At 73.5% G+C, this 26667-nt stretch carries 21 protein-coding genes and 1 pseudogene; 7 read left to right on the top strand and 15 right to left on the bottom strand.

The annotated features are described in order from the left end of the window. Window positions 1–69: 69 nt before the first annotated feature. The 7 genes from QBL21_RS05285 to QBL21_RS05255 form a co-directional block, all read right to left on the bottom strand. Complete coding sequence (locus tag QBL21_RS05285) at window positions 70–969, bottom strand: DUF5936 domain-containing protein (RefSeq protein ID WP_407560809.1); 900 nt, start codon at window positions 967–969, stop codon at window positions 70–72. Window positions 970–984: 15 nt separating this feature from the next. Continuing rightward, the gene (locus tag QBL21_RS05280) at window positions 985–1920 is read right to left on the bottom strand and encodes a type II secretion system F family protein (protein ID WP_407560808.1); all 936 of its coding nucleotides are present in this window, start codon (window positions 1918–1920) and stop codon (window positions 985–987) included. Next, on the bottom strand, window positions 1920–3254 hold the full coding sequence (locus tag QBL21_RS05275; protein WP_407560807.1) for a CpaF family protein: 1335 nt from the start codon (window positions 3252–3254) through the stop codon (window positions 1920–1922). Before QBL21_RS05275 ends, QBL21_RS05280 begins: the two co-directional genes overlap by 1 nt. 2 nt (window positions 3255–3256) lie before the next feature. Further along, entirely contained in the window at window positions 3257–3691 is a 435-nt protein-coding gene (locus QBL21_RS05270) for a TadE/TadG family type IV pilus assembly protein (protein WP_407560806.1), read from the bottom strand. A 2-nt stretch (window positions 3692–3693) separates the two neighbouring features. Beyond that, window positions 3694–5466: a CpaE family protein gene (locus tag QBL21_RS05265; protein WP_407560805.1), complete on the bottom strand. Its 1773-nt coding sequence runs from the start codon at window positions 5464–5466 to the stop codon at window positions 3694–3696. 123 nt (window positions 5467–5589) lie between these two features. Beyond that, complete coding sequence (gene cpaB, locus QBL21_RS05260; RefSeq protein ID WP_407560804.1) at window positions 5590–6303, bottom strand: Flp pilus assembly protein CpaB; 714 nt, start codon at window positions 6301–6303, stop codon at window positions 5590–5592. A gap of 10 nt (window positions 6304–6313) precedes the next feature. After that, the gene (locus tag QBL21_RS05255; protein WP_407560803.1) at window positions 6314–7372 is read right to left on the bottom strand and encodes a hypothetical protein; all 1059 of its coding nucleotides are present in this window, start codon (window positions 7370–7372) and stop codon (window positions 6314–6316) included. A 299-nt stretch (window positions 7373–7671) separates the two neighbouring features. Here QBL21_RS05255 and QBL21_RS05250 point away from each other — a divergent pair, with 299 nt between their 5' ends. Next, on the top strand, window positions 7672–9408 hold the full coding sequence (locus QBL21_RS05250; RefSeq protein WP_407560802.1) for a chitinase: 1737 nt from the start codon (window positions 7672–7674) through the stop codon (window positions 9406–9408). A gap of 138 nt (window positions 9409–9546) precedes the next feature. On the opposite strand, the gene QBL21_RS05245 is transcribed toward QBL21_RS05250, so the two are convergent. Continuing rightward, window positions 9547–10848, bottom strand: coding sequence for an Nramp family divalent metal transporter (locus QBL21_RS05245; protein ID WP_407560801.1), 1302 nt, complete (start codon window positions 10846–10848; stop codon window positions 9547–9549). Window positions 10849–11069: 221 nt separating this feature from the next. Between QBL21_RS05245 and QBL21_RS05240 the strand changes: the two genes are divergently transcribed. After that, window positions 11070–12416 carry a M14 family metallopeptidase gene (locus QBL21_RS05240; RefSeq protein ID WP_407560800.1) on the top strand — a complete coding sequence of 449 codons (1347 nt, stop codon included), beginning with the start codon at window positions 11070–11072 and terminating at the stop codon, window positions 12414–12416. A gap of 55 nt (window positions 12417–12471) precedes the next feature. Here QBL21_RS05240 and QBL21_RS05235 read toward each other — a convergent pair whose 3' ends face one another. Further along, window positions 12472–12705: a hypothetical protein gene (locus tag QBL21_RS05235; RefSeq protein WP_407560799.1), complete on the bottom strand. Its 234-nt coding sequence runs from the start codon at window positions 12703–12705 to the stop codon at window positions 12472–12474. 93 nt (window positions 12706–12798) lie between these two features. Between QBL21_RS05235 and QBL21_RS05230 the strand changes: the two genes are divergently transcribed. After that, window positions 12799–13773 carry a GlxA family transcriptional regulator gene (locus tag QBL21_RS05230; protein ID WP_407560798.1) on the top strand — a complete coding sequence of 325 codons (975 nt, stop codon included), beginning with the start codon at window positions 12799–12801 and terminating at the stop codon, window positions 13771–13773. Between the two features lie 23 nt (window positions 13774–13796). Here QBL21_RS05230 and QBL21_RS05225 read toward each other — a convergent pair whose 3' ends face one another. Together QBL21_RS05225 and QBL21_RS05220 are read right to left on the bottom strand one after the other, a co-directional pair. Further along, window positions 13797–14210, bottom strand: a complete 414-nt coding sequence (locus tag QBL21_RS05225; protein ID WP_407560797.1) for a RidA family protein — start codon at window positions 14208–14210, stop codon at window positions 13797–13799. Further along, complete coding sequence (locus QBL21_RS05220) at window positions 14207–14956, bottom strand: IclR family transcriptional regulator (protein WP_407560796.1); 750 nt, start codon at window positions 14954–14956, stop codon at window positions 14207–14209. The genes QBL21_RS05225 and QBL21_RS05220 overlap by 4 nt, the downstream gene beginning before the upstream one ends. A 187-nt stretch (window positions 14957–15143) precedes the next feature. On the opposite strand from QBL21_RS05220, the gene QBL21_RS05215 reads away from it, so the two are divergent. Then, window positions 15144–16478: an alanine racemase gene (locus QBL21_RS05215; RefSeq protein ID WP_407560795.1), complete on the top strand. Its 1335-nt coding sequence runs from the start codon at window positions 15144–15146 to the stop codon at window positions 16476–16478. Between the two features lie 22 nt (window positions 16479–16500). After that, entirely contained in the window at window positions 16501–18084 is a 1584-nt protein-coding gene (locus QBL21_RS05210; protein WP_407560794.1) for an amidohydrolase family protein, read from the top strand. Here the strand turns inward: QBL21_RS05210 and QBL21_RS05205 are convergent. Continuing rightward, complete coding sequence (locus QBL21_RS05205) at window positions 18017–20200, bottom strand: P-loop NTPase fold protein (protein ID WP_407560793.1); 2184 nt, start codon at window positions 20198–20200, stop codon at window positions 18017–18019. The genes QBL21_RS05210 and QBL21_RS05205 overlap by 68 nt on opposite strands. 119 nt (window positions 20201–20319) lie before the next feature. Between QBL21_RS05205 and QBL21_RS05200 the strand changes: the two genes are divergently transcribed. Beyond that, window positions 20320–21531, top strand: coding sequence for a pyridoxal phosphate-dependent aminotransferase (locus tag QBL21_RS05200; RefSeq protein WP_407560792.1), 1212 nt, complete (start codon window positions 20320–20322; stop codon window positions 21529–21531). Between the two features lie 126 nt (window positions 21532–21657). Here QBL21_RS05200 and QBL21_RS05195 read toward each other — a convergent pair. Next, window positions 21658–21922, bottom strand: a pseudogene (locus tag QBL21_RS05195) (hypothetical protein). 178 nt (window positions 21923–22100) lie between these two features. Between QBL21_RS05195 and QBL21_RS05190 the strand changes: the two are divergent. After that, the gene (locus QBL21_RS05190; RefSeq protein ID WP_407560791.1) at window positions 22101–24287 is read left to right on the top strand and encodes a thioredoxin domain-containing protein; all 2187 of its coding nucleotides are present in this window, start codon (window positions 22101–22103) and stop codon (window positions 24285–24287) included. A gap of 14 nt (window positions 24288–24301) precedes the next feature. Here the strand turns inward: QBL21_RS05190 and QBL21_RS05185 are convergent, their stop codons facing one another. Both QBL21_RS05185 and QBL21_RS05180 read right to left on the bottom strand, forming a co-directional pair. Further along, window positions 24302–24952, bottom strand: coding sequence for a TetR/AcrR family transcriptional regulator (locus QBL21_RS05185; protein ID WP_407560790.1), 651 nt, complete (start codon window positions 24950–24952; stop codon window positions 24302–24304). Between the two features lie 5 nt (window positions 24953–24957). Beyond that, the gene (locus tag QBL21_RS05180) at window positions 24958–26496 is read right to left on the bottom strand and encodes an MFS transporter (RefSeq protein ID WP_407566312.1); all 1539 of its coding nucleotides are present in this window, start codon (window positions 26494–26496) and stop codon (window positions 24958–24960) included. Window positions 26497–26667 lie beyond the last annotated feature (171 nt).

The raw sequence follows: 26667 nt of genomic DNA, 5'->3' as shown, positions 1-26667 counted from the left end.
GCGTCATCCTAAGGTCAGCCGGGCGGTCCGCCGTGCGCCGGGACGGCCGTGTCCCGTAGGGCCGGTGCGTCACTCCGTCAGGACGCCGAACTCCGAGCCCGAGCCGAGATAGACCGCCGTCACCAGCAGGATGATCGTGGCCGGCACCATCAGGCTGGTGATGAGCAGGGTGGCCTTCGGGATGGCGCGGGAGGCGCGGCGGCGGGCGTTCTGGGCGTCCGTGCGGCGCTGGTCCGTGGCGATCTGTATCAGCGTCTCGACGATCGGCGCGCCGAGGTCCTCGCCCTGCTGGAGGGCGGTAACGAACTGGGCGACCTGCTCGGAGTCGTTGCGGCGGCGCAGTTCCTCGAACGCCTGGCGGCGGGAGACGCCCATGTCCATCTGGCGCAGGGTGATGCGCAGTTCGTCGGCCCAGGGGCCCGAGTAGCGTTCGCTGACGCGGTCGAGGGCCTGGCGGAAGCCGAGCCCGGCGCTGACGACCACGGCCAGGACGTCGAGGAAGTCGGGCAGGGTGCGTTCGATGACGTCGCGCCGCTTGCGTACGGCCGCCCAGATGCCGACCTCCGCCCAGCCGTAGCCGAAGGCCGCGAGCACCAGCGCGCCGACCCACTGGCCGGAGTTGAGCAGGGTCAGCGCGCCGCCGAAGCCGATGGCGGCGTAGACGGCGCGGCGGGCGGCGTAGCGGTCGATGGTCAGGCCGCCGGGGTTGCCCGCGCGGTCGATCTTGCGGCGTTTGTTCTCCACCGCCCGCCGGCCCATCAGCTTCAGCACCAGCGGCGCGAAGCGCATCCCGAGGCGGTCGACGAGCGAGCCGACGGCGCCGGTGCGGGTGGCGCCGACCTCCAGGGCGACCTGGAGGTCGCTGGGGAGCTTGACCTCGGCGCGGTAGACGCGGATGCCGCTGAGGACGCCGAAGACGGCGAGGCCGACGGCGGCGGCGAGGAGCAGGCCGAGGGTTCCGTATTCCATCTGCGTCCGGCCCCCTCAGACGTCGATCTTCGCGAGCCGGCGGATGAGCAGGATGGCCAGTGCGTACAGCCCGACGGCCGTCAGCACCGCGCCCTGGCCGAGCGGCGAGGAGCCCATGTGCTCGATGGAGCCGGGCATCACCTGGTCGGTGAGGAGCAGGGTGCCGATGCCCATGACGGGCACGGTGTACGCGGTGAGGGTGACCTGCGAGAGCTGGGTACGCACCTCGCGGCGGGTCTCCTTGCGGTCGTTGAGGGTGCCGGTGAGGTTCCGCAGGGAGGCGACGACCTGGCCGCCGGCCTTGTTGGAGAGCACCAGCGTGGAGACGAGTACGGACAGCTCGCGCGACGGCAGCCGCTCGGCGAGGTCGCCGAGGGCGTCGTCGAGGGGTACGCCCACGGCGAGCTGGTCGGTGACCTTGGTCAGCTCCTCGCCGGCCGGCGCCTCCAGCTCCTCGGCGGCGAGGCCGAGCGCGGTGCGCAGGGCGAGGCCGGCCTGGGTGGCGTTGGCGAGGATGCGGGAGAGGTCGGGCAGTTGGTTGATGAACGCCTCGATGCGCTTCTGGCGCTGCCAGTTGAGGTAGGCGTGCGCGCACCACAGTCCGATGAGCCCGGCGATGGGACCGAAGAAGGCGGCGAACAGCGCGTCGGCGAGCAGCCACAGTACGGCGACGCCGGCCAGCGCGTAGACCGTGAACTCGCCCGGTGTGACGTCCAGCCCCGTCGTCGCGATGCGCCGCTCCAGGTACCGGCCGATCCGCGTCGGCCGCACCCGCCGGTCGACCTCCGCGAAGCGGCGCCGGGGCCGGCGGTCGCCGGCGTCGGAGAGCCGGTCGAGCAGCTCGGCGCGGCGGGCGCGGCCCGCGGCGTAGACGGCGACGCCGCAGACGGCGAGCGCGCCGGCGAGCAGCGACAGGCCGACGACGAGCGCGAACAGCTCCTGGCGGTCCATCACCTCGCCTCCCGCGTCTGGAGGTGCCGCTCGGAGGGCGCCACCCCGAACGCCGGCGGGACGGGCTCGCCGGCGTAGAAGAGGCGGTCTCCCGTGCGGCGGGGCAGCGGGGAGAACTCGAACTGGCCCCGTACGATCCGGTCCGAGCTGATCGGCAGGGCGTGGAAGCGGCAGACGGACACCAGTTGGTAGACCTCCCGGCCGCGGGACGACAGCATCACGATCTCGTCGATCTTGCGGGTGCCGTCGGTGTGCCGCGCGAGCTGCACGATCACGTCGACGGCGGAGTTGATCTGGTCGCGCAGCGCCTCGAACGGCACCTCGACGTCCGACATCGACGCCAGCGTCTGGAGCCGCATCAGCGCGTCCTCGGCGGAGTTGGCGTGCACGGTGGCCAGCGACCCGTCGTGGCCGGTGGACATGGCCTGGAGCATGTCGAGGGTCTCGCCGCCGCGCACCTCGCCGACGATGATGCGGTCCGGGCGCATGCGCAGCGAGTTGCGTACGAGGTCGCGGATGGTGATCCGGCCCTTGCCCTCGACGTTCGGCGGGCGCGACTCCAGCCGGATGACGTGCGACTGCTGGAGTTGCAGCTCGGCGGCGTCCTCGACGGTGATGATCCGCTCGTGCTCGGGGATGAGCCCGGAGAGCGAGTTCAGCAGGGTCGTCTTCCCGGCGCCCGTCGCGCCGGAGACGATGATGTTGAACTTCGCCCGGACGAGGCCGGAGAGCAGCAGCAGCATGTGCTCGTCGAGGGTGCCGAGGCCGATGAGTTCGGCCAGGGTGTACGAGCGCGGGAAGCGGCGGATCGTCAGCGTGGGCCCGCTCAGGGACAGCGGCGGGATGATGACGTTGACGCGCTCGCCGGTGGGCAGCCGGGCGTCGACCATCGGGGTCGACTCGTCCACGCGGCGGTTGACGGTGGAGACGATGCGTTCGATGGTCTGCATCAGTTGTTCGTCGGAGGCGAAGCGCAGCGGCAGTTGCTCGACCCGGCCGGAGCGCTCGACGTAGATCCGGTCGGGACCGTTGACCATGATCTCGGTGACGCTCGGGTCCTCCAGCAGCGGCTCCAGGATGCCGAGTCCCAGCGCCTCGTCCACGACGCGGCGGATGAGCTGGCCGCGCTCGGCGGTGGAGAGCACGGGGCCCTCGCGGCTGAGGATGTGGCCGAGCACCCGCTCCAGCCGGGCGCGCCGCTCGGCGGGCGACAGCGCCGACATCTCGGCGAGGTCGATCTCCTCCAGGAGCTTGGCGCGGTAGGTGGGGACGAGGGTCTCGCTGTGGCCTTCGGCGCTGTGGTCGGGGGTGGTGATACGGGCCCTGAGGCTCATCGTCAGTCCTCCCCCCGCGGCATGGTCGAGCTGCGCTCCACCGAGCCGAAGTTGTCGACGCCGGGGATGATCGAGGGGATCTCGACGCTGGCGGTGACGGTCACCTCGCCGTCGCCGGAGGAGACCTCGAAGCCGGCCTCCAGCCAGTCGCTGATCGACGCGGCCCCGGCGGCGCCGGCGGACGACGGCGGGTCGTCCAGGGACTCCATCCGGGCGGCGGCGCGGGCGGCGGTGCCGGCCTGGGAGGCGGTGTAGGCGGCGACGCCCAACTGCACGGCGGCGAGGGCGATGAAGATCAGCACGGGCAGGAAGCCGATGTACTCGACGGCGACGGACCCGCGGTCGCGGCGCCGCGGCGGCACGACCGGCCCCGGCACGACCGGCCCCGGCGCGGCCCGCTCGGCGCGGAGCGTTCTCGTACGCGATCCGCTGCGCACCCTCAGCCTCCCTCGTCCGTCGCGCCCGCGGTGCCGCTGACCGTGAACGGGAAGTTCAGGCCGCCCGGGAAGAGGACCGGCACCTTGAGGTCGACGGTGGCGGTGGTGACGCCGTCCGACGAGCCGACCGAGACGGAGGCGTCCCAGGCGTCGGGCAGGTCCTCCTCCGCCGCGGCTACGGGGTCGTCGCCGACGGCGGCGGCGCGGGCGGCCATGTCGGCGGCGTTGCCGGCCAGCGAGTAGGTGTAGCCGACGAGGACGAACTGCCAGACGACGACGAGGACGAGCGCGATCAGCGGCAGCATGCCGGCGAACTCCACCGACACCTGCCCCCGGTCACCGCGGTCACCGCGGTCGCCCCGGCGCCGCCCGCCGCGTCCGGGTGCGGGCCCCGGCGCCGCGCCGGGTCCCGGCGCCGGACCGCCGGGCCCGCCCGGGGTCCCGGGCGGCAGCGCCGGCTGGGCGCCGGGCGGGGCGACCTGCGGCGCGGGCGCGCCGCGGCCGCCGGCGCCCACGGCGCCGGGGCCGGCGCCCGCGCCCAGCGCCCGCTGCGCTCCGCCGCCGTGCGCGGGGGGCCCGCCGGGGGCGCCCTGGTCCGGCACCACCGTCAGCCCCAGCTCCCCCGCCACCGCCCACAGCGCCTGCCGTACCGTCGAGCGCTGCTCCAAGTCCTGGAGCCGCCCGGCGTCCACGAGCGGCTGGAGTTCCTTGAACGCCGCCGGCACCGCCGTGCGCGCCACCGTGGTCCCGGTGGCGCGCGCGATGATGGACGGCTGGATCTCGGTGTTCTTGGTGAGCCGGTTGACCAGCACGACGGTGTCCTCCGCCTTGCGGATCTGGAGCCGGTCCCACAGCCGCAGCATGCGCTTCGCGCCGCGTACGGAGATCACGTCGGGCGTCGTCACGAGCAGCGCGATGTCGGCGAGTTCGACGGCGGCGGCGTTCGGCGTGGTCACCTGGCTGCCGCAGTCGAGGACCACCACGTCGTACCGCGACCGCAGCGCGCTCAGCGTCTGCCGCGCCGCCCGGTCGTCGACGTCCTCGCCGCGCTCGCCCTCGGAGGGGGCGAGCAGCAGGCCGAGGCCGGTGTGGTGGGTGAAGACGGCGTCCTGGAGCACGCGCGGCGAGATGTCCTTGATGCCCGCCAGGTCGGCGACCGAGCGGCGGAACTGCACGTCGAGGTACGAGGCGATGTCGCCGGACTGGAGGTCCAGGTCGGCCAGCGCGACGTGCCGGCCGGCGGCCCGCGCGGCGAGCGCGAGCTGCACCGCCGCGACGGTGGTGCCGACGCCGCCCTTCGCGCCGCTGACGGTGACGAGCGTGCCGCCGGGGCCGCCGAACGCCTCCGGCCCGGCCGCGGCGCCGAGGTGCCGCCGGACGCCGCCGGACCACTGCGCGGCGGCCTGCACCCGGGCGGCCAGCTCCTCGTACGCCAGCGGCAGCCCGACGACGCCGCGGGCGCCGGCGTCCATGGCGGCGGAGTAGCCGGCGGGCGAGGTGTCGGCGGTGACGAGGACGGTGCCGACGGCGGGGAAGCGCAGCGCGACGTCGCGGATCAGCTCCAGCGCGGGCACCGGCCCGATCCGCTCGTGGACGAGGAGCACCTCGGGCAGTTCGGCCACGCCGGCCCCGGCGAGCGTCGCGAGGTGGTCGAGGAGCGCGACGGAGTCGCCGATCGGCGCGGCGGCCTCGGCGTCGGGCAGTTGGTGGAGCAGCGAGACGGTGGCGCGCGCGGCGTCGGGGTCGGCGATGACGGGCTGGATGCGTACGGTCATGGGCGCCGGCCCCTCTCCGGCGCGCACGCGCGCGCGGGCGCGGCCCGCGTCCCGTACGCCCGCGTCCCGTACGCCCGCGGGGCGGCTGCCCTTCGCTGGATGCGGCTGGTCATGTGCGGCCCCTCACCGGTCCTCGTCGAGGGTGTACGTGCGGTCCTCGGGGGCGATGTCCGCGTCCTCCTCGCCGGGGGCGACGAGGGCGAGGCGCACGTGCGTCGCGAAGGACTCCGCGTACGCCACGCGCTGCGCGTCGGAGGTGCCGAGGGCGAAGGTGATCGGCACGGCCTCGCCCTCGTCGGCCCGGGGGTCGTCGTCGCCGGTGCGCTCGATCGGGGTCAGCTCGCCGACGTCGATGACGCGGGCGCCCGCGACGATCACCTGGGAGACGGGCTTGTCGCCGTCGCCCTGGGCGTCGAAGGTGGCGAAGATGTTGACCCGCGCGCCCGGCGTGATCTTTCCGGCGACGCCGGTGGAGGCGTCGATCATGATGGCGATCTCCTGCTGTCCGGGCTCCAGGTCCGGACGGCCGCTGACCATGTCGCTCTGGAGCAGCGAGCCCTGCCGCAGCGGCGTGAGCGCGACCTTGCCGTCCAGCTCGTCCGGGTCGGTGACCGCGGTGTCGGGCAGCCAGCGCTTCGGCATGGTCGTCTTCTCGTACTGGTCCGGCTCCAGCGGCTCGTACGCCTCGACGTCGGTGGTGAGCCGGTACGCGGTGGCCTCGTCGCCGACCTTGGACTCCACGTCGCTGACGAACGCCAGCACACCGGCGAAGGCGCCGAGTGCGACGAGGACCGACAGCAGGACGAGGATGATGCCGCGACGCTGGCGTGAGTTCATCGACGGGACCTCAACGGTTGATCTCGGGGGGTGACGGTATGGCCGCGCCGACGGCGGGCTGGTGCGGCGGCTGCGGTACGGAATGCTGCGGCGGCGGCTGCGCGAGGGGCGGGGGCGCGCCCTGCTGCGGTACGGCATGCGGCGGTACGGCGTACGGCGGCGGCGTGGCGTGCGCGGGTACGGCCTGCGGCGGGGCGGGCGACGGGGCGGCCGGCCCCGGCGGCACCGGGGTGGCGCACAGCAGGCACCGGTCCCCGATGATCTCCAGCCCGCACCACGAGCAGCGCGCCCGCTGCACCGAGGCCACCAGCCGGCTCAGCACCAGCGGGTCGGTGATCCCGGCGGCGAACTCGCACACCTTCTCCGTCGCCCACCACGGCGCGGACGCCGCCGGCAGCGGCGTCATCTCCAGCGCCTGCACCCGCCAGCCGGCGGCCAGTTCGCCGGTGACCCAGGCCGCGTCCACCCGCCCGGAGGCGTGCACGAGCCCGGTGGCGAAGTCCGGCCCCTGCGGCACGGGGTCGCGGCCGATCCGTACGAGCTGGGGCCGTGGCGCGGCGATGACGGCGAAGTGCGCGCCGGGCACCCAGGAGCGGGCGTGCGCGCCGAGGGTCACCGGCACCCGGTCGAGCTTGGCGACGCTGCCGAGCACGGCGCCCGCGTGGATGTAGTGGGTGAGCAGCCGGGCGGCGGTGGCGAGCACGCCGGCGCCGAGGTCGGCGGTGGACAACTGGAGCAACTGGCGGGCGATGACGGCGACGGCCAGCGGCGGTAACGGCAGCGGGATCAGCGCCATCCGGTCGCTCTCCAGCACGGACCGTACGGTGTGCAGCCGGCGGACCACGGCGGCGGGGGCGGCGGCGGGGTGGAGCACGACGAGGAAGCCGTGCTGCTCCAGCACGGCCGACACCTCCGCCAGCGCCTCCTCCAGGGGCTGCTCCCGCGGGTGGCGCAGCGCCATGACCGTGGGTCCCGGGAGGCCGGGCGGGCCCTGCCGGCCGAGCGGGCCGTGCCGGCCGGGGGCGGGGAGCACGAGGTCGGGGCTGGTGACTGCGATGGCTGTTGGCACGTCGGGCGTCCCCCCACCGGTCTCAGACACGCTCTGAGCACCATAACCGGGACGTGGACTGCGGAAACACCTTTTGTGCAAAGAGGGTTGGGGTGCGCGGCGGGCGGCCGGGGGGCGGGGCGGACGGACCCGTTCCCGTTTGCGGCGCTCGTACGGGAAGACTTGACACCCGCATTGGTCTGGACCAAGTTGTGCGGCGCGGCCCGCACCGACCCGCACCACACCTGACACGTACGTCCCCGGCCACCCACTACCCCGCACGGTCCCGCTCCTCACGCGCTCCCGTTACGGAGGCCCCCGTGTTCCGAGCACACAGACCCCGCACGCCCCGGACCCCCAGATCCGCCCCAACCGCCAGATCCGCCCGATCCGCCAGAACCTCCTTCCGCCGGCTCGCCGTCGCCGCGGCCGGCGGCCTCCTCGCCACTCTCCTCGGCACCCCGCTGGCCGCGGGCGCCGAGCCCAACCTCGTCCAGAACCCCGGCTTCGAGTCCGGCCTCAGCGGCTGGACCTGCTCCGGCACCGCCGGCACCACCGTCGCCAGCCCGGTGCACTCCGGTACGGGCGCGCTGCGCGCCACCCCCGCCGGCCAGGACTACGCCCGCTGTACCCAGGCCGTCGCCGTCAAGCCCAACTCCGCGTACGAGCTGAGCGCCTGGGTGCAGGGCTCGTACGTCTACCTGGGCGCGAGCGGCACCGGCACCACCGACGTCTCGACCTGGACCTCCGGCGCGTCCTCGTACAGCCAGCTCAAGACGAACTTCACCACCGGGCCGAACACCACCTCGGTGACGGTCTACACCCACGGCTGGTACGGCCAGCCCGCCTACCACGCCGACGACATCAGCCTCACCGGCCCCGGCGGCGACCCGGGCACCATCCCGGCCGCACCCACCGGCGTCGCCGTGACCGGCACCGCCGCCCGCTCCGTCTCGCTGGGCTGGTCCCCCGTCACCGGCGCGACCGGCTACAACGTCTACCGCGACGGTACGAAGGTGCTCAGCACCGGCGGCGCCTCCGCGACCGTCACGGGGCTCACGCCCTCGACCGCGTACCAGTTCCAGGTGACCGCGACCAACGCCGCCGGCGAGTCGCCGAAGTCCCCGGCCGTCACCGGCACCACGACCCCCGACGGCGGGGGCGGCAACAAGGTGCCGAAGCACGCGGTCACGGGCTACTGGCAGAACTTCAACAACGGCGCGACCGTCCAGCGGATCCGCGACGTGAGCAGCCAGTACGACATCATCGCGGTCGCCTTCGCGGACGCGACCCCCACCCCCGGCCAGGTGACCTTCAACCTCGCCTCGGCCGCCCTCGGCGGCTACACCGTCGCGGAGTTCAAGCAGGACATCGCCGCCAAGCAGCAGGCCGGCAAGTCCGTCATCATCTCCGTGGGCGGCGAACTCGGCACGGTCTCGGTGAACTCCCCGCAGGCGGCCACGAACTTCGCGAACAGCCTGCACGCGCTGATGCTGGAGTACGGCTTCGACGGGGTCGACATCGACCTGGAGAACGGGGTCAACTCCACCTACATGACGCAGGCCCTGCGCCAGTTGTCGCAGAAGGCGGGCCCGGACCTCGTCATCACGATGGCGCCGCAGACCATCGACATGCAGTCGACCGCGGGCGAGTACTTCAAGACGGCGCTGAACATCAAGGACATCCTCACCGTCGTCAACATGCAGTACTACAACAGCGGCACGATGCTCGGCTGCGACGGCGGCGTGTACGCGCAGGGCACGATCAACTTCCTCACCGCCCTGGCCTGCATCCAGCTCGAAGGCGGCCTCGCGCCCTCGCAGGTGGGCCTCGGCCTGCCGGCGTCCACCCGGGCCGCGGGCGGCGGCTACACCGCGCCGTCCGTCGTCAACGCCGCGCTCGACTGCCTCACCCGCGGGACGAACTGCGGCTCGTTCAAGCCGCCGCGGACGTACCCCGACCTGCGCGGCGCCATGACCTGGTCGACCAACTGGGACGCCACGGCCGGCAACGCCTGGTCCGGCGCGGTGGGGCCGCACGTGCACGCCCTGCCCTGACCGGCCGTCCGCGGCCGGCCGCCTCCCGCACTGCCGGCCGCGCCGACGGCCTCGGCCCGCCCGCCCATGCAACCTGGGCGGGCGGGCCCCCTTTTCCCCTGATCCGCTGATCCGCCTCGGGTGATCACGCCAGGGCGACTACCAGGGCAGGTCCCTGATCTGCTGCACGCACAGCACGATGAAGAGCAGCCCGGAGGCCGTCAGCAGGCCGTTGCTGAGTCCGCCGTTGCGCCACTGCCGCGGGGTGCGGTCGGTGTTGAGCAGCCACAGCAGCGTCAGCGCGAGGAACGGCATGAAGAACGCGCCGAGCACGCCGTACGTGATGACGATGGCGAACGGCTCGTCCAGCCACAGCAGCGTCATCGGCGGGAACGTCAGCCACAGCAGGTAGGCGCGGAACGGCAGCGACCGCTCGCGGCTGCCCGCGGCGACCTCCCGCGCGTTGCCGTCGCCGGCGCCGTGCCCGTCGTGCCCGCCGCGCACGTTCGCCACGAAGTCCGCGAAGAGCAGGCTGACGCCGTGCCAGACGCCGATGAGCGAGGTGAACGAGGTGGCGAAGAAGCCGACGAGGAAGAGGTTCGCGGTGGCCGCGCCGTAGCGCTCCTCCAGGATGTCGCCGAGGTCGACCAGGCCCTTGTCGCCCGACTCCAGCGTGAGTTGCGTGGCGTGCAGCAGCTCGGCGCCGACGAGCAGCATCGCGACGACGAAGATGCCGGTGGTGATGTACGCGACCCGGTTGTCCAGCCGCATCACCTTCAGCCAGCCGACGTCCGTCCAGCCCTTGGCGTTGACCCAGTAGCCGTACGCGGCCATGGTGATCGTGCCGCCGACGCCGCCGATCAGGCCGAGGGTGTAGAGCAGCGAGCCGTCGGGCAGCGTGGGCCACAGTCCCGCGAAGGCGTCTCCGAAGTTCGGCGAGACGCGGATCGCGACGTAGACGACGACCACGAACATGACGCCGACCAGGACGGTCATGACCTTCTCGAAGACCGCGTAGCGGTTGAACCACACGAAGACCAGCCCGGTCAGGCCGGTGAGGATGCCCCAGGTCTTCAGGTTCGGCCCGTCCGGGAAGAGCGCGACCAGCGGTAGCGCGGAGGACGACATGGCGGTCGCGCCGTAGACGAAACCCCAGATGACGACGTAGATCGCGAAGTAGACCGAGGTCCAGGTGCCGAGGGTGCGCCAGCCCTCGAACAGGGTGCGGCCGGTGGCCAGGTGCCAGCGGCCGACGGCCTCGGCGAGGGCGACCTTGACGACGCAGCCTATGACGGCGGCCCACAGCAGGGTGTAGCCGAACTTGCTGCCGGCGAGCAGCGTGGCCACCAGGTCGCCGGCGCCGACGCCGGTGGCGGCGACGACGATCCCCGGCCCGATGTAGCGCCACTTGGCCTTTCTCATCTCGGGCGGTGCGGACGCGGGCTCGGTGCGGTCAGCCATGAGCGGCTCCTTCGCAGCTCGTCCCCTCTGCGATCTCCGGCATTGAAAGGGATCGGCGGACGGCCGCACAAGGGGGCGTACGTGGCCGAACACACGCGCGCAACACCCCGGGGCCTCTTGACCTGATCACGCCAGGTTCAGAACCATTGACGCGCACCACCGCCCCACACGACACGACGTCGCCATGCACCACCCCACACACTCCACATCCAGGAGACGGCATGCGACTACCCCTACGGTCGGTGACCCTGACCGCGGTGCTCTCCCTCGCCGCCGCCGGCACCCTCAGTGCCGCGGGCGCGGAACCCGCCGCCGAGACGGCGGAGAGGACCGGGACGAGCGCGGCCCAGGCACAACGCGGCGAGGAGATCCGGCAGTACGAGGTCCTGGGCCAGACGGGCCGCGAGGCCCGTACCCGCCTCGCGGCCACCGGCGTCTCCGTCGACGAGGCACGCGACCACTCCGTGGTCGTCTCCGCCGACGGCGCCCAGGCCCGCAAGCTCCGCGACCTCGGCTACCGGCTCGACAAGCTCCCCGCGCCGCCCGCCCGGCTCGCGGACCAGCCCCCCACGACGCTCGACTTCCCGCCGGCCGACTCGCGGTACCACAACTACGCGGAGATGACCGCGGAGATCGACCAGCGGATCGCCCAGCGCCCGGACCTCATCAGCAAGCGGGTCATCGGCACCTCGTACCAGGGCCGCGACATCGTCGCCCTCAAGATCAGCGACAACGTGAGCGCCGACGAGGACGAGCCCGAGGTCCTCTTCACCCACCACCAGCACGCGCGCGAGCACCTCACCGTCGAGATGGCGCTGTACCTGCTGGGCGAGTTCGCGGACGACTACGGCACGGACCAGCGGATCACCGACGTCGTCGACGGCCGCGAGATCTGGATCGTGCCGGACCTCAACCCGGACGGCGGCGAGTACGACATCGCCTCCGGCTCGTACCGGAGCTGGCGCAAGAACCGCCAGCCCAACTCCGGCTCCAGCGCGGTCGGCACGGACCTGAACCGCAACTGGAAATACCGCTGGGGCTGCTGCGGCGGCTCCTCCGGCAGCCCGTCGAGCGATACCTACCGCGGCACCGCGGGCGAGTCGGCCAAGGAGGTCAAGGTCGTCGCCGACTTCGCGCGCAGCCGGGTCGTGGGCGGCGAGCAGCAGATCACCGCGGGGATCGACTTCCACACGTACAGCGAGCTGGTGCTGTGGCCGTACGGCTACACGTACAACGACACCGGCCCCGGGCTGACACAGGACGACCGCGACGCGTTCGCCGCGGTCGGGGAGAAGATGGCCGCGAGCAACGGCTACACGCCGCAGCAGTCGAGCGACCTGTACATCACGGACGGGTCGGTCAACGACTACCTCTGGGGCGAGCAGAAGATCTTCAGCTACACGTTCGAGATGTACCCGCGCTCGGCGGGCGGCGGCGGTTTCTACCCGCCCGACGAGGTCATCGGGCGGGAGACGAGCCGCAACCGGGACGCGGTGCTGCAACTGCTGGAGAACGCCGACTGCATGTACCGCTCGATCGGCAAGGAGGGCGAGTACTGCACCGGCTGACGCCGGGGCGCGCCCCCGCGGTGCGGGGGCGCGCCATGGCGCGCGGGGTGTGCGGTCAGGCGGCGCGGCCGTAGCCGGCGAGCGCGTCCCGGGCGGAGACGCCCTCGGCGGACGCGCCCTCGGCGGGTACGTTCCGTCCGGGCGCCGTGCTCCCGCCGCGCTCGGCGGCCTTGAGCCGGCGGTGGGCGGTGCGCTCGCGGCGGTCGAAGTACAGTGCCGGGCCGACCAGGATCGCGGCCATCAGGATCAGGACCAGGGTTCCGACGACGTTTTCGAGGATCGCGTTCATGTCCTCTACGGTCGCCGATCCTTGCACACACAAACAGTGGCAGCTCTGCCATAGGCCTTCGAATTACTGCCAGGCCGGTGGCATACTGGCCGCATGCTCTCCAAAGTGGTGTGTCTGCTCAACGACGATGTCAACGCCTTCGAGCTGGGCGTCATCTGCGAGGTCTTCGGCATGGACCGACGCGACGAGGGCCTGCCGGTCTACGACTTCTCGTACGCCGCGCCGAAGCCCGGCCGCGTCACCATCCACCCCGGCCTGCCCGTCGAGGTCCCGCACGGCCTGGAGAGCTTCGCCGGCGCCGACCTGATCGCCGTCCCGGCGGGGCAGAAGTTCGCGTACCGCGACTTCCCGCCCGAGCTGCTGCACGCGCTGCGCGAGGCGGTCGCGCGCGGCACGAAGGTGCTGAGCGTGTGCACCGGCGGGTTCCTGCTCGCCCAGGCCGGGCTGCTGGACGGCCGCCGGTGCACGACGCACTGGATGTTCGCCGACCAGATGAAGCGCGAGTACCCGCGGGCGCTGATCGAGCCCGACGTGCTCTACGTCGCCGACGGCCCGGTGATCACCTCGGCCGGCACCGCCTCCGGCATCGACGCCTGCCTCGCCCTCGTCCGCGAGGAGCAGGGCAGCAAGGTGGCCAACGCGATCGCCCGCCGCATGGTCGTACCGCCGCACCGGGACGGTGGCCAGGCGCAGTACATCGACCGGCCGGTGCGCGGCACGTGCGACGACGACGCCATCGCCCGGGTGCTGACCTGGCTCCAGGAGCACCTGGACGAGGACGCCACGGTGGAGCAGTTGGCGGCGCGGGCGCATCTGGCGCCGCGGACGTTCGCCCGCCGCTTCCAGCAGGAGACGGGGACGACGCCGTACCAGTGGCTGCTGGGCCAGCGGCTGCTGCTGGCGCAGCAGTTGCTGGAGGAGACCGACGCCACGGTGGACACCATCGCCTCGCGCGCGGGCTTCGGCAACGCGGCGACGCTGCGCCACCACTTCCTGCGCCGGCTGGACACCACCCCGCACGCCTACCGGCGCACGTTCCGCGGCCCGGCCGTCGGCGCGGGGCGCTGACGGCCGGGCCGCGGGCAGGCGCCTCAGCCGAGCACGGCCAGGCAGTCGATCTCCACGAGCAGCCCCGCGGGCAGCCCGACGTACACGGTCGTACGCGCCGCCGGCGGCTGCTCCAGCTCCGCGAAGTAGGCGTCGTAGATCTGGTTGAACTCGGCGAAGTGGGCGGTGTCGGTGAGGTACACGCGGATCATCACCGCGTCCTCCCAGGACGCGCCGCCCTCCTCCAGCACCGCCTTGACGTTGGAGAGCGTCTGCTCGGTCTGCGCGCGCAGCGTCGGACCGGCGGGGGCCGGCGCCTTGCCCTCCTCGGCGGGCAGGAAGCCGACCTGGCCGGCGACCTGGAGGATGTTGCCCTTGCGCACGCCCGCGGAGAAGCGCGCCGGCGGCGGGACGTGGTTGGCGGGGGTGACGGCGGTCTTCTGGGCCTTGTCGCTCATACGGGCACTCTTCCGGAGTAGTCGTCACTGATCGCTGCCGCCGTGCGGCGGAGCTGCGGGAGGAGGGTCATCAGCTCGTCCGCGGTGACGACGACGTTCGGCGCCGACAGGGAACAGGCGGCGGCGGTACGGCCGTCGGCGCCGCGGATGGGGGCGCCGATGCAGTTGATGGACTCCTCGTGGCCGCCGAAGTCGGTGGCCCACCCCTGCTCGCGCACCGCGGCCAGCTCGGCGAGCAGGGCCTGGGCGTCGGGCGTCGAGCGGGGGGTGTACATGGGGTATTCGAGCCGTTCGGCGACGGCGCGCCGCTCCGGCTCCGGCAGGTCGGCCAGCAGCAGCTTCGCCACGGCCGCGACGGTGATCGCCACGGGCCGGCCGATGCGCGAGTACATGCGCACCGGGTAGCGGCTGTCGACCTTGTCGATGTACATCACCTCGCGGTCCTCGTAGACGGCGAGGTGCACGGTGTGCCCGGTGACCTCGCCGAGCTTCACCAGGTGCGGGTGGGCGATCTCGCGTACGTCCAGGCTCTCGGCCGCCGCCTGGGCGAGGGCGAAGAGCCGGGCACCGAGGCGGTAGCGCTGGTCGTCCTGGCGGTAGACCAGGCCGTGTTCGTGGAGGGTGCGCAGCAGCCGCATGGCGGTGGTCTTGTGCACGCCGAGCCTCGTGGCGACCTGCTCCAGGCCGGCGGGGCCGTCGGCGAGCATGGGCAGGATGGCGAGCGCGCGGCCGACCGACTGGCTCATCGCGTCCTCCCACCGTTCGTCGTGCCGTCGTGCCCGAGCTGTCGTGCTGTCGTGCTGGCGCTGCTGTCGTACCCCGTACGGCGCGCTCGGGCCGGCGTGCCGATGTGCTCTCGGGCCCGTCCCGGCGTACCGGCCACCGTTGACCAGCCGTTCGCCCGGATGTTAGACAGCGGTGTCGATATACGCAATGCACGTTGCGTGGTGCGCAACCAACCTGCTGGAGGGCTTCATGGCGTCGCTCGCCGAGCTGGCGGAAGAACGTATCGACCACCGCTTCAAGGGCCTGCCGCCCGATGCCGCCGGCCTGACCGCCGGCGCGCTGGCCGCCGAGCGCCGGTCGCTGTTCACGGGCGGCTTCACCACCCCCGTGCTCGCGCTCTCCGCCCCCGCGCTGGAGCACAACCTCGGCGCTCTCGCCCGCTTCGCCGCCGGCCACGGCCTGGCCTTCGCGCCGCACGGCAAGACGACGATGGCCCCGCAGCTCTTCGCCCGCCAGCTCGACCACGGCGCCTGGGGCATCACCGTCGCCGTCCCCCACCAGGCGCGGGTGGCGCGGGCGTACGGCGCGGGGCGGATCTTCCTCGCCAACGAGCTGGTCGACGCCGCCGCGCTGCGCTGGCTCGCCGCCGAGCTGGCCGCCGACCCGGACTTCCGGCTCGTCTGCTACGTCGACTCCGTACGCGGCGTCGAGCTGATGGACGCGGCGCTGCACGCGGCCGGGGCGACGCGGCCGGTCGAGGTCACCGTCGAGCTGGGCGCGGGGCCGGACGCGCGCACCGGGGCCCGTACGGAGGCCGACTGCCGCGCGGTCGCCGAGGCGGCGGCGCGGGCGGGGACGCTGCGGCTGGCCGGGGTCGCCGGGTACGAGGCGGAGGCGCCGGGCGCGGACGGCGAGGTGGTACGGGGCTGGATGCGCCGGCTGCTGGGGCTGGCCGCGGAGCTGGATGCCGCGGGGCTCTTCGCGGACGCCGACGAGATCGTGGTCAGCGCCGGGGGCAGCGCGTGGTTCGACGCCGTCGCCGACGGCTTCGCGGCGGCGCCCGAGCTGTCTCGGCCGGTGCTCAGGCTGCTGCGCTCGGGGGCGTACATCAGCCACGACGACGGGCACTACAGCCGGGTGACGCCGTTCAACCGGACGCCCGATCAGGGCTCGCTGGTGCCGGCGTTCCGGCTGTGGACGCAGGTGGTCTCGCGGCCGGAGCCGGGGCAGGCGTTCGTCAACGCCGGCAAGCGGGACGCCGCGTACGACCTGGACCTGCCGGTGCCGGTGGCGGTGCGCGGCTACGACGCGGCCGGCGGGCTGGGCGCGGAGCGGGCGGCGACGGGGATCACGGTGCGCAAGCTCTCGGACCAGCACGCCTGGCTGGACGTGGCCGACACCCCCGGGGCCGCCGCGCTGGAGGTCGGGGACTGGGTGGCGCTGGCGCTGTCGCACCCGTGCACGATCTTCGACAAGTGGCAGCTCATCCCGCTGGTCGAGCAGGACGGTACGGTCACGGAGTACGTACGGACCTTCTTCTGAGCGGCACGGGGGAGCGGCACGCATGGAGCTGGTGATCCGCGGCGCCCTCGTCGTCGACGGCTCGGGGGCGCCCGGCTACCGCGCCGACGTCGGCCTGGCCGGCGGCCGGATCGCGGCCATCGCCCCGCGGCTCACCGGCCGGACCGTACTCGACGCCGGCGGCCTCGTCCTCGCCCCCGGCTTCGTCGACATGCACGCCCACTCCGACCTCGCCCTGCTGCGCGACCCCGAGCACACCGCCAAGGCCGCGCAGGGCGTGACGCTGGAGGTCATCGGCCAGGACGGGCTGTCGTACGCGCCCGTGGACGACCGCACCCTCGGCGAGCTGCGCCGCCAGATCGCCGGCTGGAACGGCGGCGGGCCGGGCGACGACCGGGTGGCGTTCGACTGGCGCACGGTCGGCGAGTACCTCGACCGCCTCGACCGCGGCCCCGACGGCGACGGGCTGGCGGTCAACGCCGCGTACCTCGTGCCGCAGGGCACGGTGCGGATGCTGGCGCTGGGCTGGGAGGACCGGCCGGCGAAGGACGACGAGCTGGCGCACATGAAGCGGCTGGTCGCCGAGGGCCTGGAGCAGGGCGCGGTGGGGATGTCGTCGGGGCTGACGTACCCGCCGGGGATGTACGCGCCGACCGCCGAGCTGACGGAGCTGTGCCGGGTCGTCGCGGCGTACGGCGGCTACTACTGCCCGCACCACCGCTCGTACGGCGCCGGCGCCGTCGGCGCGTACGCCGAGATGCTCGGCCTCGCCCGGGACGCCGGCTGCGCGCTGCACCTCGCGCACGCCACCCTGAATTTCGACGTCAACGCCGGCCGCGCCGCCGAGCTGACCGCGCTGCTGGACCGGGCGCTCGCCGAGGGCGTGGACGTCTCGCTGGACACGTACCCCTACCTGGCCGGCTGCACCACGCTGGCCGCGCTGCTGCCGAGCTGGGCCGCGGTCGGCGGCCCGGAGGCGACGCTCGCGCGGCTGCGGGAGGCGGACACGGCGGCGCGGATCCGGCACGCGCTGGAGGTCGAGGGCTCCGACGGGTCGCACGGGGTGCCGATGGACTGGTCCACGATCGAGGTCTCGGGCGTGGGCGACCCGGCGCTCGCCGGCTGGGTGGGGCGGCGGCTGCCGGACTTCGGCGCGGCCCGCCGGCTGCTGCTGGACGACCGGCTGGCGACGACGATCCTCCAGCACGTAGGGCACGAGGAGAACGTCCGGGCGATCATGGCCCACCCCGCGCACACGGGCGGCAGCGACGGCATCCTGCACGGCGCGAAGCCGCACCCGCGGGCGTACGGCACCTTCCCGCACTACCTCGGCCACTACGTGCGCGAGCTGGGCGTGCTGGCCCTGGAGGAGTGCGTCCGCCACCTCACCGCCCGCCCGGCGGCCCGCCTGCGGCTGGCGGACCGGGGGCTGGTGCGGGAGGGCTACCTGGCGGACCTGGTGCTGTTCGACCCGGCGACGGTGGCGTCGGGGGCGACGTACGAGGAGCCGCGGCGGGGGCCTGTGGGGGTGCCGTACGTGCTGGTGGGCGGGGAGTTCGTCATGCGGGAGGGCCGTCGGACGACCGCGGTGCCGGGCCGTACGGTCCGGGGGCGCGGGCGGCCCTGAGGGACGCGGCCACGAGCGTGGCGTACGCGAGCAACGCGTCCGCGCTGTTGAAGATCGACGCATCCAGCTCGCCGGCCGTTTCCACCCGCTCGGGGGTGACCCGGCCGGAGAGGAACGCGGCGGGGCCGTCGTACGTCCCGGAGTCGCGCCACTGCCGCAGGACGTCCAGGCCGGCGGACCGGGCGGGGCCGCGGGTGATGTCGGAGATCAGCAGATCGAACCGGTTGGCGGCCAGCTCCCGCTCGGCTTCCGCGCGGTCGCGCACGAGGGTGACCCCGGCGCCCCCGCCGCGCAGGCGGCGGACGTGGTCCGTGCCGCCGTCGGTATCGTCGTCGACCCACAGGATCCGCAGGCCCTCCAGCGCGGGCACGGCCGGCCGGGCGCGGCCGTCCGCGGCCTCGCCCGCCGCGTACCCGCCGGGGGGCGGGTAGGGGGACTGGTAGGGCGGCGGCGAGGAGTACGCGGGCTGGGCCGTGGACGGCGTGAACGAGGTGTACGGCGTGTACGGCTGCTGGGCCTGGGACGGGAAGGAAGGCTGCGCGGACGGGGTCTGGCGCCCGTAGGAGGACGGGCTGCCCCACGACGCCTGGCTCCCCCAGGCGGTCTGGCTCCCGGCCGGGTCCTGGCTCCCGTACGGCGCGGAGGCCGTGGGCACCGCCCAGGGTGTGTACGTGGGGAAGACCTGGTCCCCGTAGGGGACCGCCGCCGCCGGCTCGTAGCTCGTCCCCTCCACCGGCGCCGGTGCGCCCTCGCGCAGCAGCACCAGCAGCCGCTCCGCGTCCGGCAGCCGCAGCAGGTCCGCCAGCAGGGACGTGAACCCCGGGTCGTCCGCGTGCTCGGGGAAGCCGACCGGCAGCCGCCGCTCCAGTTGCTCCAGCGCCTGCGCCGGATCCTGCTCCGGCACCGGCGCGGACAGCTCGTACTGCTCGCAGAACGCGCCGACCTCCGCGTGCGAGGCGAACTCCGGCAGGGGCGCCTGCGCGGCCGGCGACGCCGGCGACAGCAGCGCGCGGCGTACGCGGCGGTACGTCGTGAACTCCTGCACCACGTCCCCGCCGGGGGCGACGTCCACGCCGGTCATCATCCGGTAGAACTCCGGATAGAAGTACTGGAGCAGCAGCGTCCTGATGACCGCCTCGGAGCGGAAGCCGGACCACACCGGGTTCAAGGTGGCCTCCAGGACGAAGCCGTTCACCAGCCGCTTGATCCGCCGCGGATTCCGGCCCGACCGCTCGACCAGCAGCTTCTTCAGCCCGTCGTCGAGCATCCGCTCGATGCCCGCGGTGCGCGCGCACCACTCGACGTACGCGCCGACGCCCTCGTTGTCCGCGACGGGGATGCGGTAGCTGGTCTGGAAGATCTTCTCCATGAAGGCCGACGCCGCCGGCGACAGGTCGCGCAGCAGCCCGCTGGGGCCGAGCGCGGAGCGGTCGCAGCCGACGACGAAGACGAGTCCGGGGACGTCCAGGTAGACCTTCAGGGCCTCGCAGACGGCGAGGACGGTCTCCTCGGGGCAGCGGTCGAGGTCGTCGATGAAGACGACCAGCAGCCGGTGCGGCGCGTTCTCGGCCCACTCGCGGGCCATGCGCGCGATCTCCTCGCGCATGCCGTTGCGCGCCTCGGGGCCCGCGTCCCAGCTCGTCCACAGCTCGTCGACCAGCCCGGCCGCGCCGAGCGTGCCGCCGAGCGCAGTGGTGAGGGCGCGTACGCCGCGCACCAGCGTGCGCCCCCGGGAGATCCGGGCCAGCGCGCGCCTGAGCGTGCGCCGCTCGAAGCGCACGAGCACCGACTTCACGAGCCCTTCGAGGGCGTCGGCGCCGGTGGAGGTCCAGGCGTTGTACCAGACCGTCTCCACGTCGGCCTCGACCCGCAGCTTGGCGTCCACCAGCCGCATCAGAGTGGACTTGCCCATCCCCCAGCCGGCGTCCACGGCGAGGGTGAACGGCGTCGAGGCGCGGGAGGCGTGCAGCAGCCGGGCGAGCTGCGCCGCGGCCCGGCCGGTGCCGAGCATGTCGTCGCCGACGGCGGCCACGGGTTCGTCGTTGACCAGGGCGAGCGCGGCACCGGGACCGAGGGGGGCGAACGTCGCCGGACCGGTGGGTGGTTGGGCCGCCATCCGGGCATTGTGGCAGGTACGGGCGGGGTCCGGAGGGGCATCGGGCATGTGACCGGGCTCGCACGGAAGGCGCCGGTTATCCGGAGGCGGTGCCCGGGACCGGCCCGTACAGTGGCCGCATGCAGGTGATCCAGTCAACGAAGCTCGCCAACGTCTGCTACGACATCCGGGGCCCCGTGCTCGAGGAAGCGATGCGGCGCGAGGCGGCAGGTCACCAGATCCTCAAGCTGAACATCGGCAACCCGGCCCCGTTCGGCTTCGAGTGCCCCCCGGAGATCCTGGAGGACCTGCTCCGCACCGCCGGCAGCGCCCACGGGTACGGCGACTCCAAGGGCATCCTGCCCGCCCGCCGCGCCGTGATGCAGCACTACCAGACCAAGGGCATCGACCTGGACGTCGAGGACGTCTTCCTCGGCAACGGCGTCTCCGAGCTGATCCAGATGTCCATGCAGGCCCTCCTCAACGACGGCGACGAGGTCCTGATCCCGGCCCCGGACTACCCGCTGTGGACGGCGTCGGTCTCCCTGGCCGGCGGCACCCCGGTGCACTACCGCTGCGACGAGCAGGCCGACTGGATGCCCGACCTCGACGACATCGAGCGCCGCATCACGGACCGCACCCGCGCGCTGGTCGTCATCAACCCGAACAACCCCACCGGCGCCGTCTACGACGCGGAGCTGATGCGCGGCCTGACCGACATCGCCCGCCGCCACGGCCTGGTGCTCTGCTCCGACGAGATCTACGACAAGATCCTCTACGACGACGCCACCCACGCCCCCACCGCCAGCTACGCCCCCGACCTGCTGGTCCTCACCTTCAACGGGCTCTCCAAGGCATACCGCGTGGCCGGCTACCGCAGCGGCTGGCTGGCCGTGTGCGGCCCGAAGCAGGACGCGCGCAGCTACCTGGAGGGCCTGACGATCCTGGCGAACATGCGTCTGTGCGCCAACGTCCCCGCCCAGCACATCGTCGCCACCGCCCTCGGGGGCCGCCAGTCGATCAAGGACCTGATCCTCCCGGGCGGCCGCCTCCTCGTCCAGCGCGACACCGCCTACGACCTGCTCACCCAGATCCCGGGCGTCACCTGCGTCAAACCCAAGGGCGCCCTGTACGCCTTCCCCCGCCTGGACCCGAAGGTCCACAAGATCAAGGACGACGCCCGATTCGTCCTCGACCTGCTGCGCGCGGAGAACATCCTCCTGGTCCAGGGCACCGGCTTCAACTGGCCCCGCCCCGACCACTTCCGCATCGTCACCCTCCTGGAAAAGGACGGCCTGACGGACGCCATCACCCGCATCGGCACCTTCCTCGACGGCTACCGCCAGCGCTGAGCCGTGCCCCGCCCCGCGAGTGGGCACTGCCGTACGGAACACGCCGGGTGCGCCACGCAAGTCGCCCCCTCCTGCCCCGAGAATGCCCAGGTCCGGCAGGACGCCCGCCTGCGGCCCGCTGTCAGGTCAGACCGATCCCAGGTCCACGGTGAGGGGGAAGGGCACGGCAGCCTTGATCGCGCCGGTGAACATCTCGCCGTCCCGGTAGGTCTGGGTGGCAGGGTCGAGAACGTAGGTATAGACGATCGGGACACCGGTGGCGGCCTGTTCGACACGCCAGTAGACCGTCCACGATCTCAATGCCGGCGCACTGCTCCTCGAACCAGGAGTCGTACTGCTCCGCACTGATCTGGGTGTGCATCCAGGCGGGCGCCACCATCTCGGCGGTCACGGTGTACCTCTCTCAGGAGCTTCCGCAGCTTTCGCCCCGCTGGGCTCAGCCTGTGTCCTGTGCTCCTGAGGCGCCCGGTTCCCGGGAAGAAACGATCTTCGATGAGGCGTGGTTCTGCGAGCGAGCGAGGCCGTGCGGGTTCGTTGGCCGGGACGGGCGCTGTGAGAGGCTGAATCGCATGAATCGCCTGGCCGACTCCCCGTCGCCGTATCTGCTCCAGCACGCCGACAACCCCGTCGACTGGTGGCCCTGGTCGCCGGAGGCGTTCGCCGAGGCGCGGCGCCGTGACGTACCCGTGCTGCTGTCGGTCGGGTACGCCTCCTGTCACTGGTGCCATGTGATGGCGCGTGAGTCCTTCGCCGACGAGGCCACCGCCGCGGAGCTGAACGCGGGGTTCGTCAGCATCAAGGTCGACCGCGAGGAGCGGCCCGACGTCGACGCCGTGTACATGGAGGCGGTCCAGGCCGCCACCGGGCAGGGCGGGTGGCCGATGACGGTGTTCCTCACGCCCGACGCGGAGCCGTTCTACTTCGGTACGTACTTCCCGCCCCGGCCGCGGGGCGGGATGCCGTCGTTCCGGCAGGTGCTCCAGGGCGTCGCGGCGGCCTGGGCGGACCGGCGGGGCGAGGTCACCGAGGTCGCGGCGCGGGTGGCGGCGGACCTGGCGGGGCGGACGCTGAGCGGGGCCGTGGGCGGGCCCGGGGGCGGGCCGCCCGGGGATGCGGAGGTGCATGCGGCGCTGCTGGAGCTGACGAAGGAGTTCGACGCGGTACGGGGCGGGTTCGGCGGTGCGCCGAAGTTCCCGCAGCCGATGGTGCTGGAGTTCCTGCTGCGCCACCACGCCCGCACCGGCTCGGCGGCGGCGCTGGAGATGGTGCAGGCCACCTGCGAGGCGATGGCCCGCGGCGGCATCTACGACCAGCTCGGCGGCGGCTTCGCGCGCTACTCGGTGGACGCGGAGTGGGTCGTCCCGCACTTCGAGAAGATGCTCTACGACAACGCCCTGCTGGCCCGCGTCTACGCCCACCTGTGGCGCGCGACAGGAAGCGAGCAGGCCCGGCGCGTGGCGCTGGAGACCGCGGACTTCCTGGTGCGCGAACTGCGCACCGAGGAGGGCGGCTTCGCCTCCGCGCTCGACGCCGACAGCGACCGGCCGGACGGCGGCGGGCACGCGGAGGGCACGTACTACGTGTGGACGCCCGACGAGCTGCACGACGTCCTCGGCGCGGAGGACGCGGCGCTGGCCGGGGCGTACTACGGCGTGCCCGAGGCACCCGCGGCGGCCACCTTCGAGGAGGGCGCCTCGGTGCTGCAACTCCCCGACACCGGGGTGCCGTCCGACGCCGGGCGGATCGCTTCCGTACGGGAGCGGCTGACGGCGGCGCGGGCGGGGCGGCCGCGGCCGTTCCGCGACGACAAGGTCGTCACGGCGTGGAACGGGCTGGCCATCGCCGCCCTCGCCGAGATCGGCGCGTACTTCGACCGGCCGGACCTCGTGGACGCCGCCGTGGCGGCGGCCGACCTGCTGGTACGGGTGCACATGACGGACGGCACCGGCGGGCCCGGCACGGTGGGGCGGCTGGTGCGCACCTCGCGGGGCGGAGCGGCCGGCGACAGCGCCGGTGTGCTGGAGGACTACGCCGACGTGGCGGAGGGGTTCCTCACGCTCACCGCCGTCACGGGCGAGGGCGCGTGGCTCCAGCTCGCCGGGCTGCTCCTGGACACCGTGCTCGAACGGTTCCGGGGCGAGGGCGGCGCGCTGTACGACACCGCCGACGACGCCGAGCAGCTCATCCGGCGCCCCCAGGACCCCACGGACAACCCGACGCCGTCGGGCTGGACGGCATCGGCCGCCGCGCTGCTGTCCTACGCCGCGTACACCGGCAGCGAACGGCACCGCGAGGCGGCTGAACAGGCCCTCGGCATCGTGGCCAAGCTGGGCCCGCGGGCGCCCCGCTTCGTCGGCTGGGGCCTCGCGGCGGCGGAAGCGGCCCTGGACGGCCCCCGCGAGGTCGCCGTCGTCGGTCCCCCGGACGACCCCCGCCGCACGGAACTGCACCGCACGGCCCTCCTCTCCCCCGCCCCCGGCGCGGTCATCGCCACGGGCCCCCCGCCCGGCACAGGCGAGGCGCCGGGCACGGGCGCGGGTGCGACTACGGGTGCGGGCACGGAGTCCGGCGCGGCGGCCGTATCCGGCGCGGCGCCCACCGTCGATGCCGACGCCGTCCCCCTCCTCGCCGACCGCCCCCTCGTCGACGGCGCCCCCGCCGCCTACGTCTGCCGTCACTTCGTCTGCGCCGCCCCGGTGACCCGGCCCGAAGAGCTACGCGCCCAGTTGACCCCCGCCGCACCCCCGCAGGGCTGACGCGCGGCCCCGCCTCACAGCGTCAGGCCGCGCTCCAGCACCGCCAGCGCCCGGTCGACCGTCTCCACCAGGTCGCAGTCCGGCTCCCGGTCCACCCACTCGAACAGCACCTGGGTCAGCGCCCCGAAGATCGCCCCCACGACCACCCGCAGCTCGAAGTCGTCCCGCGGCCGGCCGGTCCGCTCGGAGAGTACCCCGCACAGCAGCTCGACGTTCTGGTCCATGCTCTCGTGCATCTGCGCCCGCAGCGCCGGCACCTCGCGCACGAGCTGCATCCGCAGCACGAACTCCGGCCGGAACTCCTCGTAGAGCAGCCGCAGCGAGGTGACGACCGCCTCCCGCACCGCGACGAGCGGCGGCTCGTCCGCCGGCCGGTCGAGGATGGCCTGCTCCAGCACCGGGTCGTACTCGTCGGTCAGGATGATGTCCTCCTTGGTCGCGAAGTACCGGAAGACGGTGCTCGGCGAGACCTCCGCGGCCTCGGCGATCTGCTCGACGGTGGTCTGCTCGTACCCCTGCTCCCCGATCAGCCGGTACGCCGCCTGCCGGATGGCCTGGCGGGTGCGCAGCTTCTTGCGCTCGCGCAGACCGAGCCCTGCCTCGGTGACCGCGGCCACGGGGGAGGCGGCTACGGGCGTGACGGCAGAGGTACGGGAGGAGGCCATATTCCTCATTGTCCTGCACCGCGCCTGGCGGCGGCTATTCCGCCGACGTGGTCCGTCTTCCCTCCTCTCCGCTTCCGCCGCGGCTTCTCCTGTCCGGACCCGTCCTTCTCCCCTCGTCTGTCGTCGGGCAGCCGCACGGCGGTGACGACCGCCGTAAGCAGCGCGGCGATCCCGCAGACCAGCAGCGCCAGGCCCATGCCGTGCACGTACGCCGAGTCCGCCGACTCCGCGAGCCGCGGCGCGCCCAGTCGCTCGGCGACCGTGTGCGCCGCGACCACGGACTCCCGCGCCTTCTCCGCCGCGGCCCCCGGCACCCCGCCGGTCTCCAACCGGTCCGTGAACACCCCGTTCAGCAGGCTGCCCAGCAGGGCGACCCCGATGGCGCCGCCGACCTGCCGCAACGTGGTCAGCAGCCCCGTGCCGCTGCCCGCCCGGCTCGCTGGCAGCGCGCCGAGGGCGGCGTCCATGGTCGGCACCAGCGCGAACCCGAGGCCGAAGCCGGTGACGGTCAGCCACACCGCCGTGTAGCCGTACCCGTCGGCGACGTCCGTACGGCTGCCGAGCAGCATGGCGAACGCGAAGACCGCCATCCCGGCGCTGACCACGACCCGCGAGCCGAACCGCGCCATCAGCGCCGGCGCCGCCCGCGCCGTCACCAGCAGCCCCGCCATCAGCGGCATCAGCCGCAGCCCGGTGCCGAACGGGTCGTTGCCCAGCACCGTCTGGAGGTACTGCGGCAGCACGAACAGCAGCCCCGCCATCACGAACGTCGCGAGCACGGCCACCACGGCGTTCCACCGGAAGGCGCGGTTGGCCAGCAGCTCCAGGTCCAGCATCGGCCGGGCCGCACGCCGCTCCCGCAGCACCAGCCAGCAGAGCAGCACCGCCGAGCCGGCCAGCGCCCCCACCACCAGCGGATCGCCCCACCCCCGCGTCGGCCCCTCGATGACGCCGAGGACCAGGCCGCCGAGCCCGAGGACGCTGAGCACCGTGCTGACCGGGTCGACGCGCGGCACCGCGGGGTCCCGGGTCTCGGGTATCAGCAGCAGCGCCGCCGCGATGCCGATGGCCACCAGCGGGATGTTCAGCACGAAGATGGAGCCCCACCAGAAGTGGTCGAGCAGCCAGCCGCCCAGCAGCGGCCCCGCCGGCATGCCGGCCGCCATCGCGGCGGTCACGGCGCCCACGGCCTTCGTCCGCTCCTCGTCGCCGAAGAGCGTGGGGATGACCGAGAGCGCCAGCGGCATGATCAGCGCGCCGCCCAGGCCCATCACCGCGCGCGCGACGATCACCGCCTCCGGGCTGGAGACGAACGGGCCTATGAGGCTGCCGGCCAGGAAGATCCCCAACCCCGCCACCAGCATCCGGCGCCGCCCGAACCGGTCCCCCAGCAGCCCCGCGGGCAGCATGAAGGCGGCGAACACCACCGCGTACGCGTCCACGATCCACTGCAACTCGCCGGTGTCGGCCCCGATGTCCGCCGCCATCGTGGGCAGCGCGACGTTCAGGATCGTCAGGTCGAACCCGAGCACGAGCACGGACATGACGAGCCCGCCGAGAGCCCACCAGCGTCTTTTGGAAGTCACTCCCAAAAAATAGCAACTCCCAGAATCCTGCGCCAGAGCTGTGGACAACCACCTGTGGACAACCGGCCGCGCCCGCCTGACGGCCGTGCCGGCCCGCACCGCCACCCCCGATCCGCACCGCCCCCACCG

The sequence above is a fragment of the Streptomyces sp. 184 genome (assembly GCF_045781775.1).
GTDB lineage: Bacteria > Actinomycetota > Actinomycetes > Streptomycetales > Streptomycetaceae > Streptomyces.
This window is presented reverse-complemented; position numbering and strand designations above follow the sequence as displayed.

What these genes read in the sequence shown, in the direction of transcription:
- QBL21_RS05245 (WP_407560801.1), bottom strand. Translation starts at nt 10,848, where the DNA reads ATGGCTGACCGCACCGAGCCCGCGTCCGCACCGCCCGAGATGAGAAAG.
- QBL21_RS05210 (WP_407560794.1), top strand. Translation starts at nt 16,501, where the DNA reads ATGGAGCTGGTGATCCGCGGCGCCCTCGTCGTCGACGGCTCGGGGGCG.
- QBL21_RS05235 (WP_407560799.1), bottom strand. Translation starts at nt 12,705, where the DNA reads ATGAACGCGATCCTCGAAAACGTCGTCGGAACCCTGGTCCTGATCCTG.
- QBL21_RS05225 (WP_407560797.1), bottom strand. Translation starts at nt 14,210, where the DNA reads ATGAGCGACAAGGCCCAGAAGACCGCCGTCACCCCCGCCAACCACGTC.
- QBL21_RS05280 (WP_407560808.1), bottom strand. Translation starts at nt 1,920, where the DNA reads ATGGACCGCCAGGAGCTGTTCGCGCTCGTCGTCGGCCTGTCGCTGCTC.
- QBL21_RS05185 (WP_407560790.1), bottom strand. Translation starts at nt 24,952, where the DNA reads ATGGCCTCCTCCCGTACCTCTGCCGTCACGCCCGTAGCCGCCTCCCCC.
- QBL21_RS05180 (WP_407566312.1), bottom strand. Translation starts at nt 26,496, where the DNA reads ATGTCCGTGCTCGTGCTCGGGTTCGACCTGACGATCCTGAACGTCGCG.
- QBL21_RS05215 (WP_407560795.1), top strand. Translation starts at nt 15,144, where the DNA reads ATGCACGTTGCGTGGTGCGCAACCAACCTGCTGGAGGGCTTCATGGCG.
- QBL21_RS05200 (WP_407560792.1), top strand. Translation starts at nt 20,320, where the DNA reads ATGCAGGTGATCCAGTCAACGAAGCTCGCCAACGTCTGCTACGACATC.
- QBL21_RS05205 (WP_407560793.1), bottom strand. Translation starts at nt 20,200, where the DNA reads ATGGCGGCCCAACCACCCACCGGTCCGGCGACGTTCGCCCCCCTCGGT.
- QBL21_RS05285 (WP_407560809.1), bottom strand. Translation starts at nt 969, where the DNA reads ATGGAATACGGAACCCTCGGCCTGCTCCTCGCCGCCGCCGTCGGCCTC.
- QBL21_RS05220 (WP_407560796.1), bottom strand. Translation starts at nt 14,956, where the DNA reads ATGAGCCAGTCGGTCGGCCGCGCGCTCGCCATCCTGCCCATGCTCGCC.
- QBL21_RS05230 (WP_407560798.1), top strand. Translation starts at nt 12,799, where the DNA reads ATGCTCTCCAAAGTGGTGTGTCTGCTCAACGACGATGTCAACGCCTTC.
- QBL21_RS05190 (WP_407560791.1), top strand. Translation starts at nt 22,101, where the DNA reads ATGAATCGCCTGGCCGACTCCCCGTCGCCGTATCTGCTCCAGCACGCC.
- QBL21_RS05240 (WP_407560800.1), top strand. Translation starts at nt 11,070, where the DNA reads ATGCGACTACCCCTACGGTCGGTGACCCTGACCGCGGTGCTCTCCCTC.
- QBL21_RS05265 (WP_407560805.1), bottom strand. Translation starts at nt 5,466, where the DNA reads ATGACCGTACGCATCCAGCCCGTCATCGCCGACCCCGACGCCGCGCGC.
- cpaB (WP_407560804.1), bottom strand. Translation starts at nt 6,303, where the DNA reads ATGAACTCACGCCAGCGTCGCGGCATCATCCTCGTCCTGCTGTCGGTC.
- QBL21_RS05275 (WP_407560807.1), bottom strand. Translation starts at nt 3,254, where the DNA reads ATGAGCCTCAGGGCCCGTATCACCACCCCCGACCACAGCGCCGAAGGC.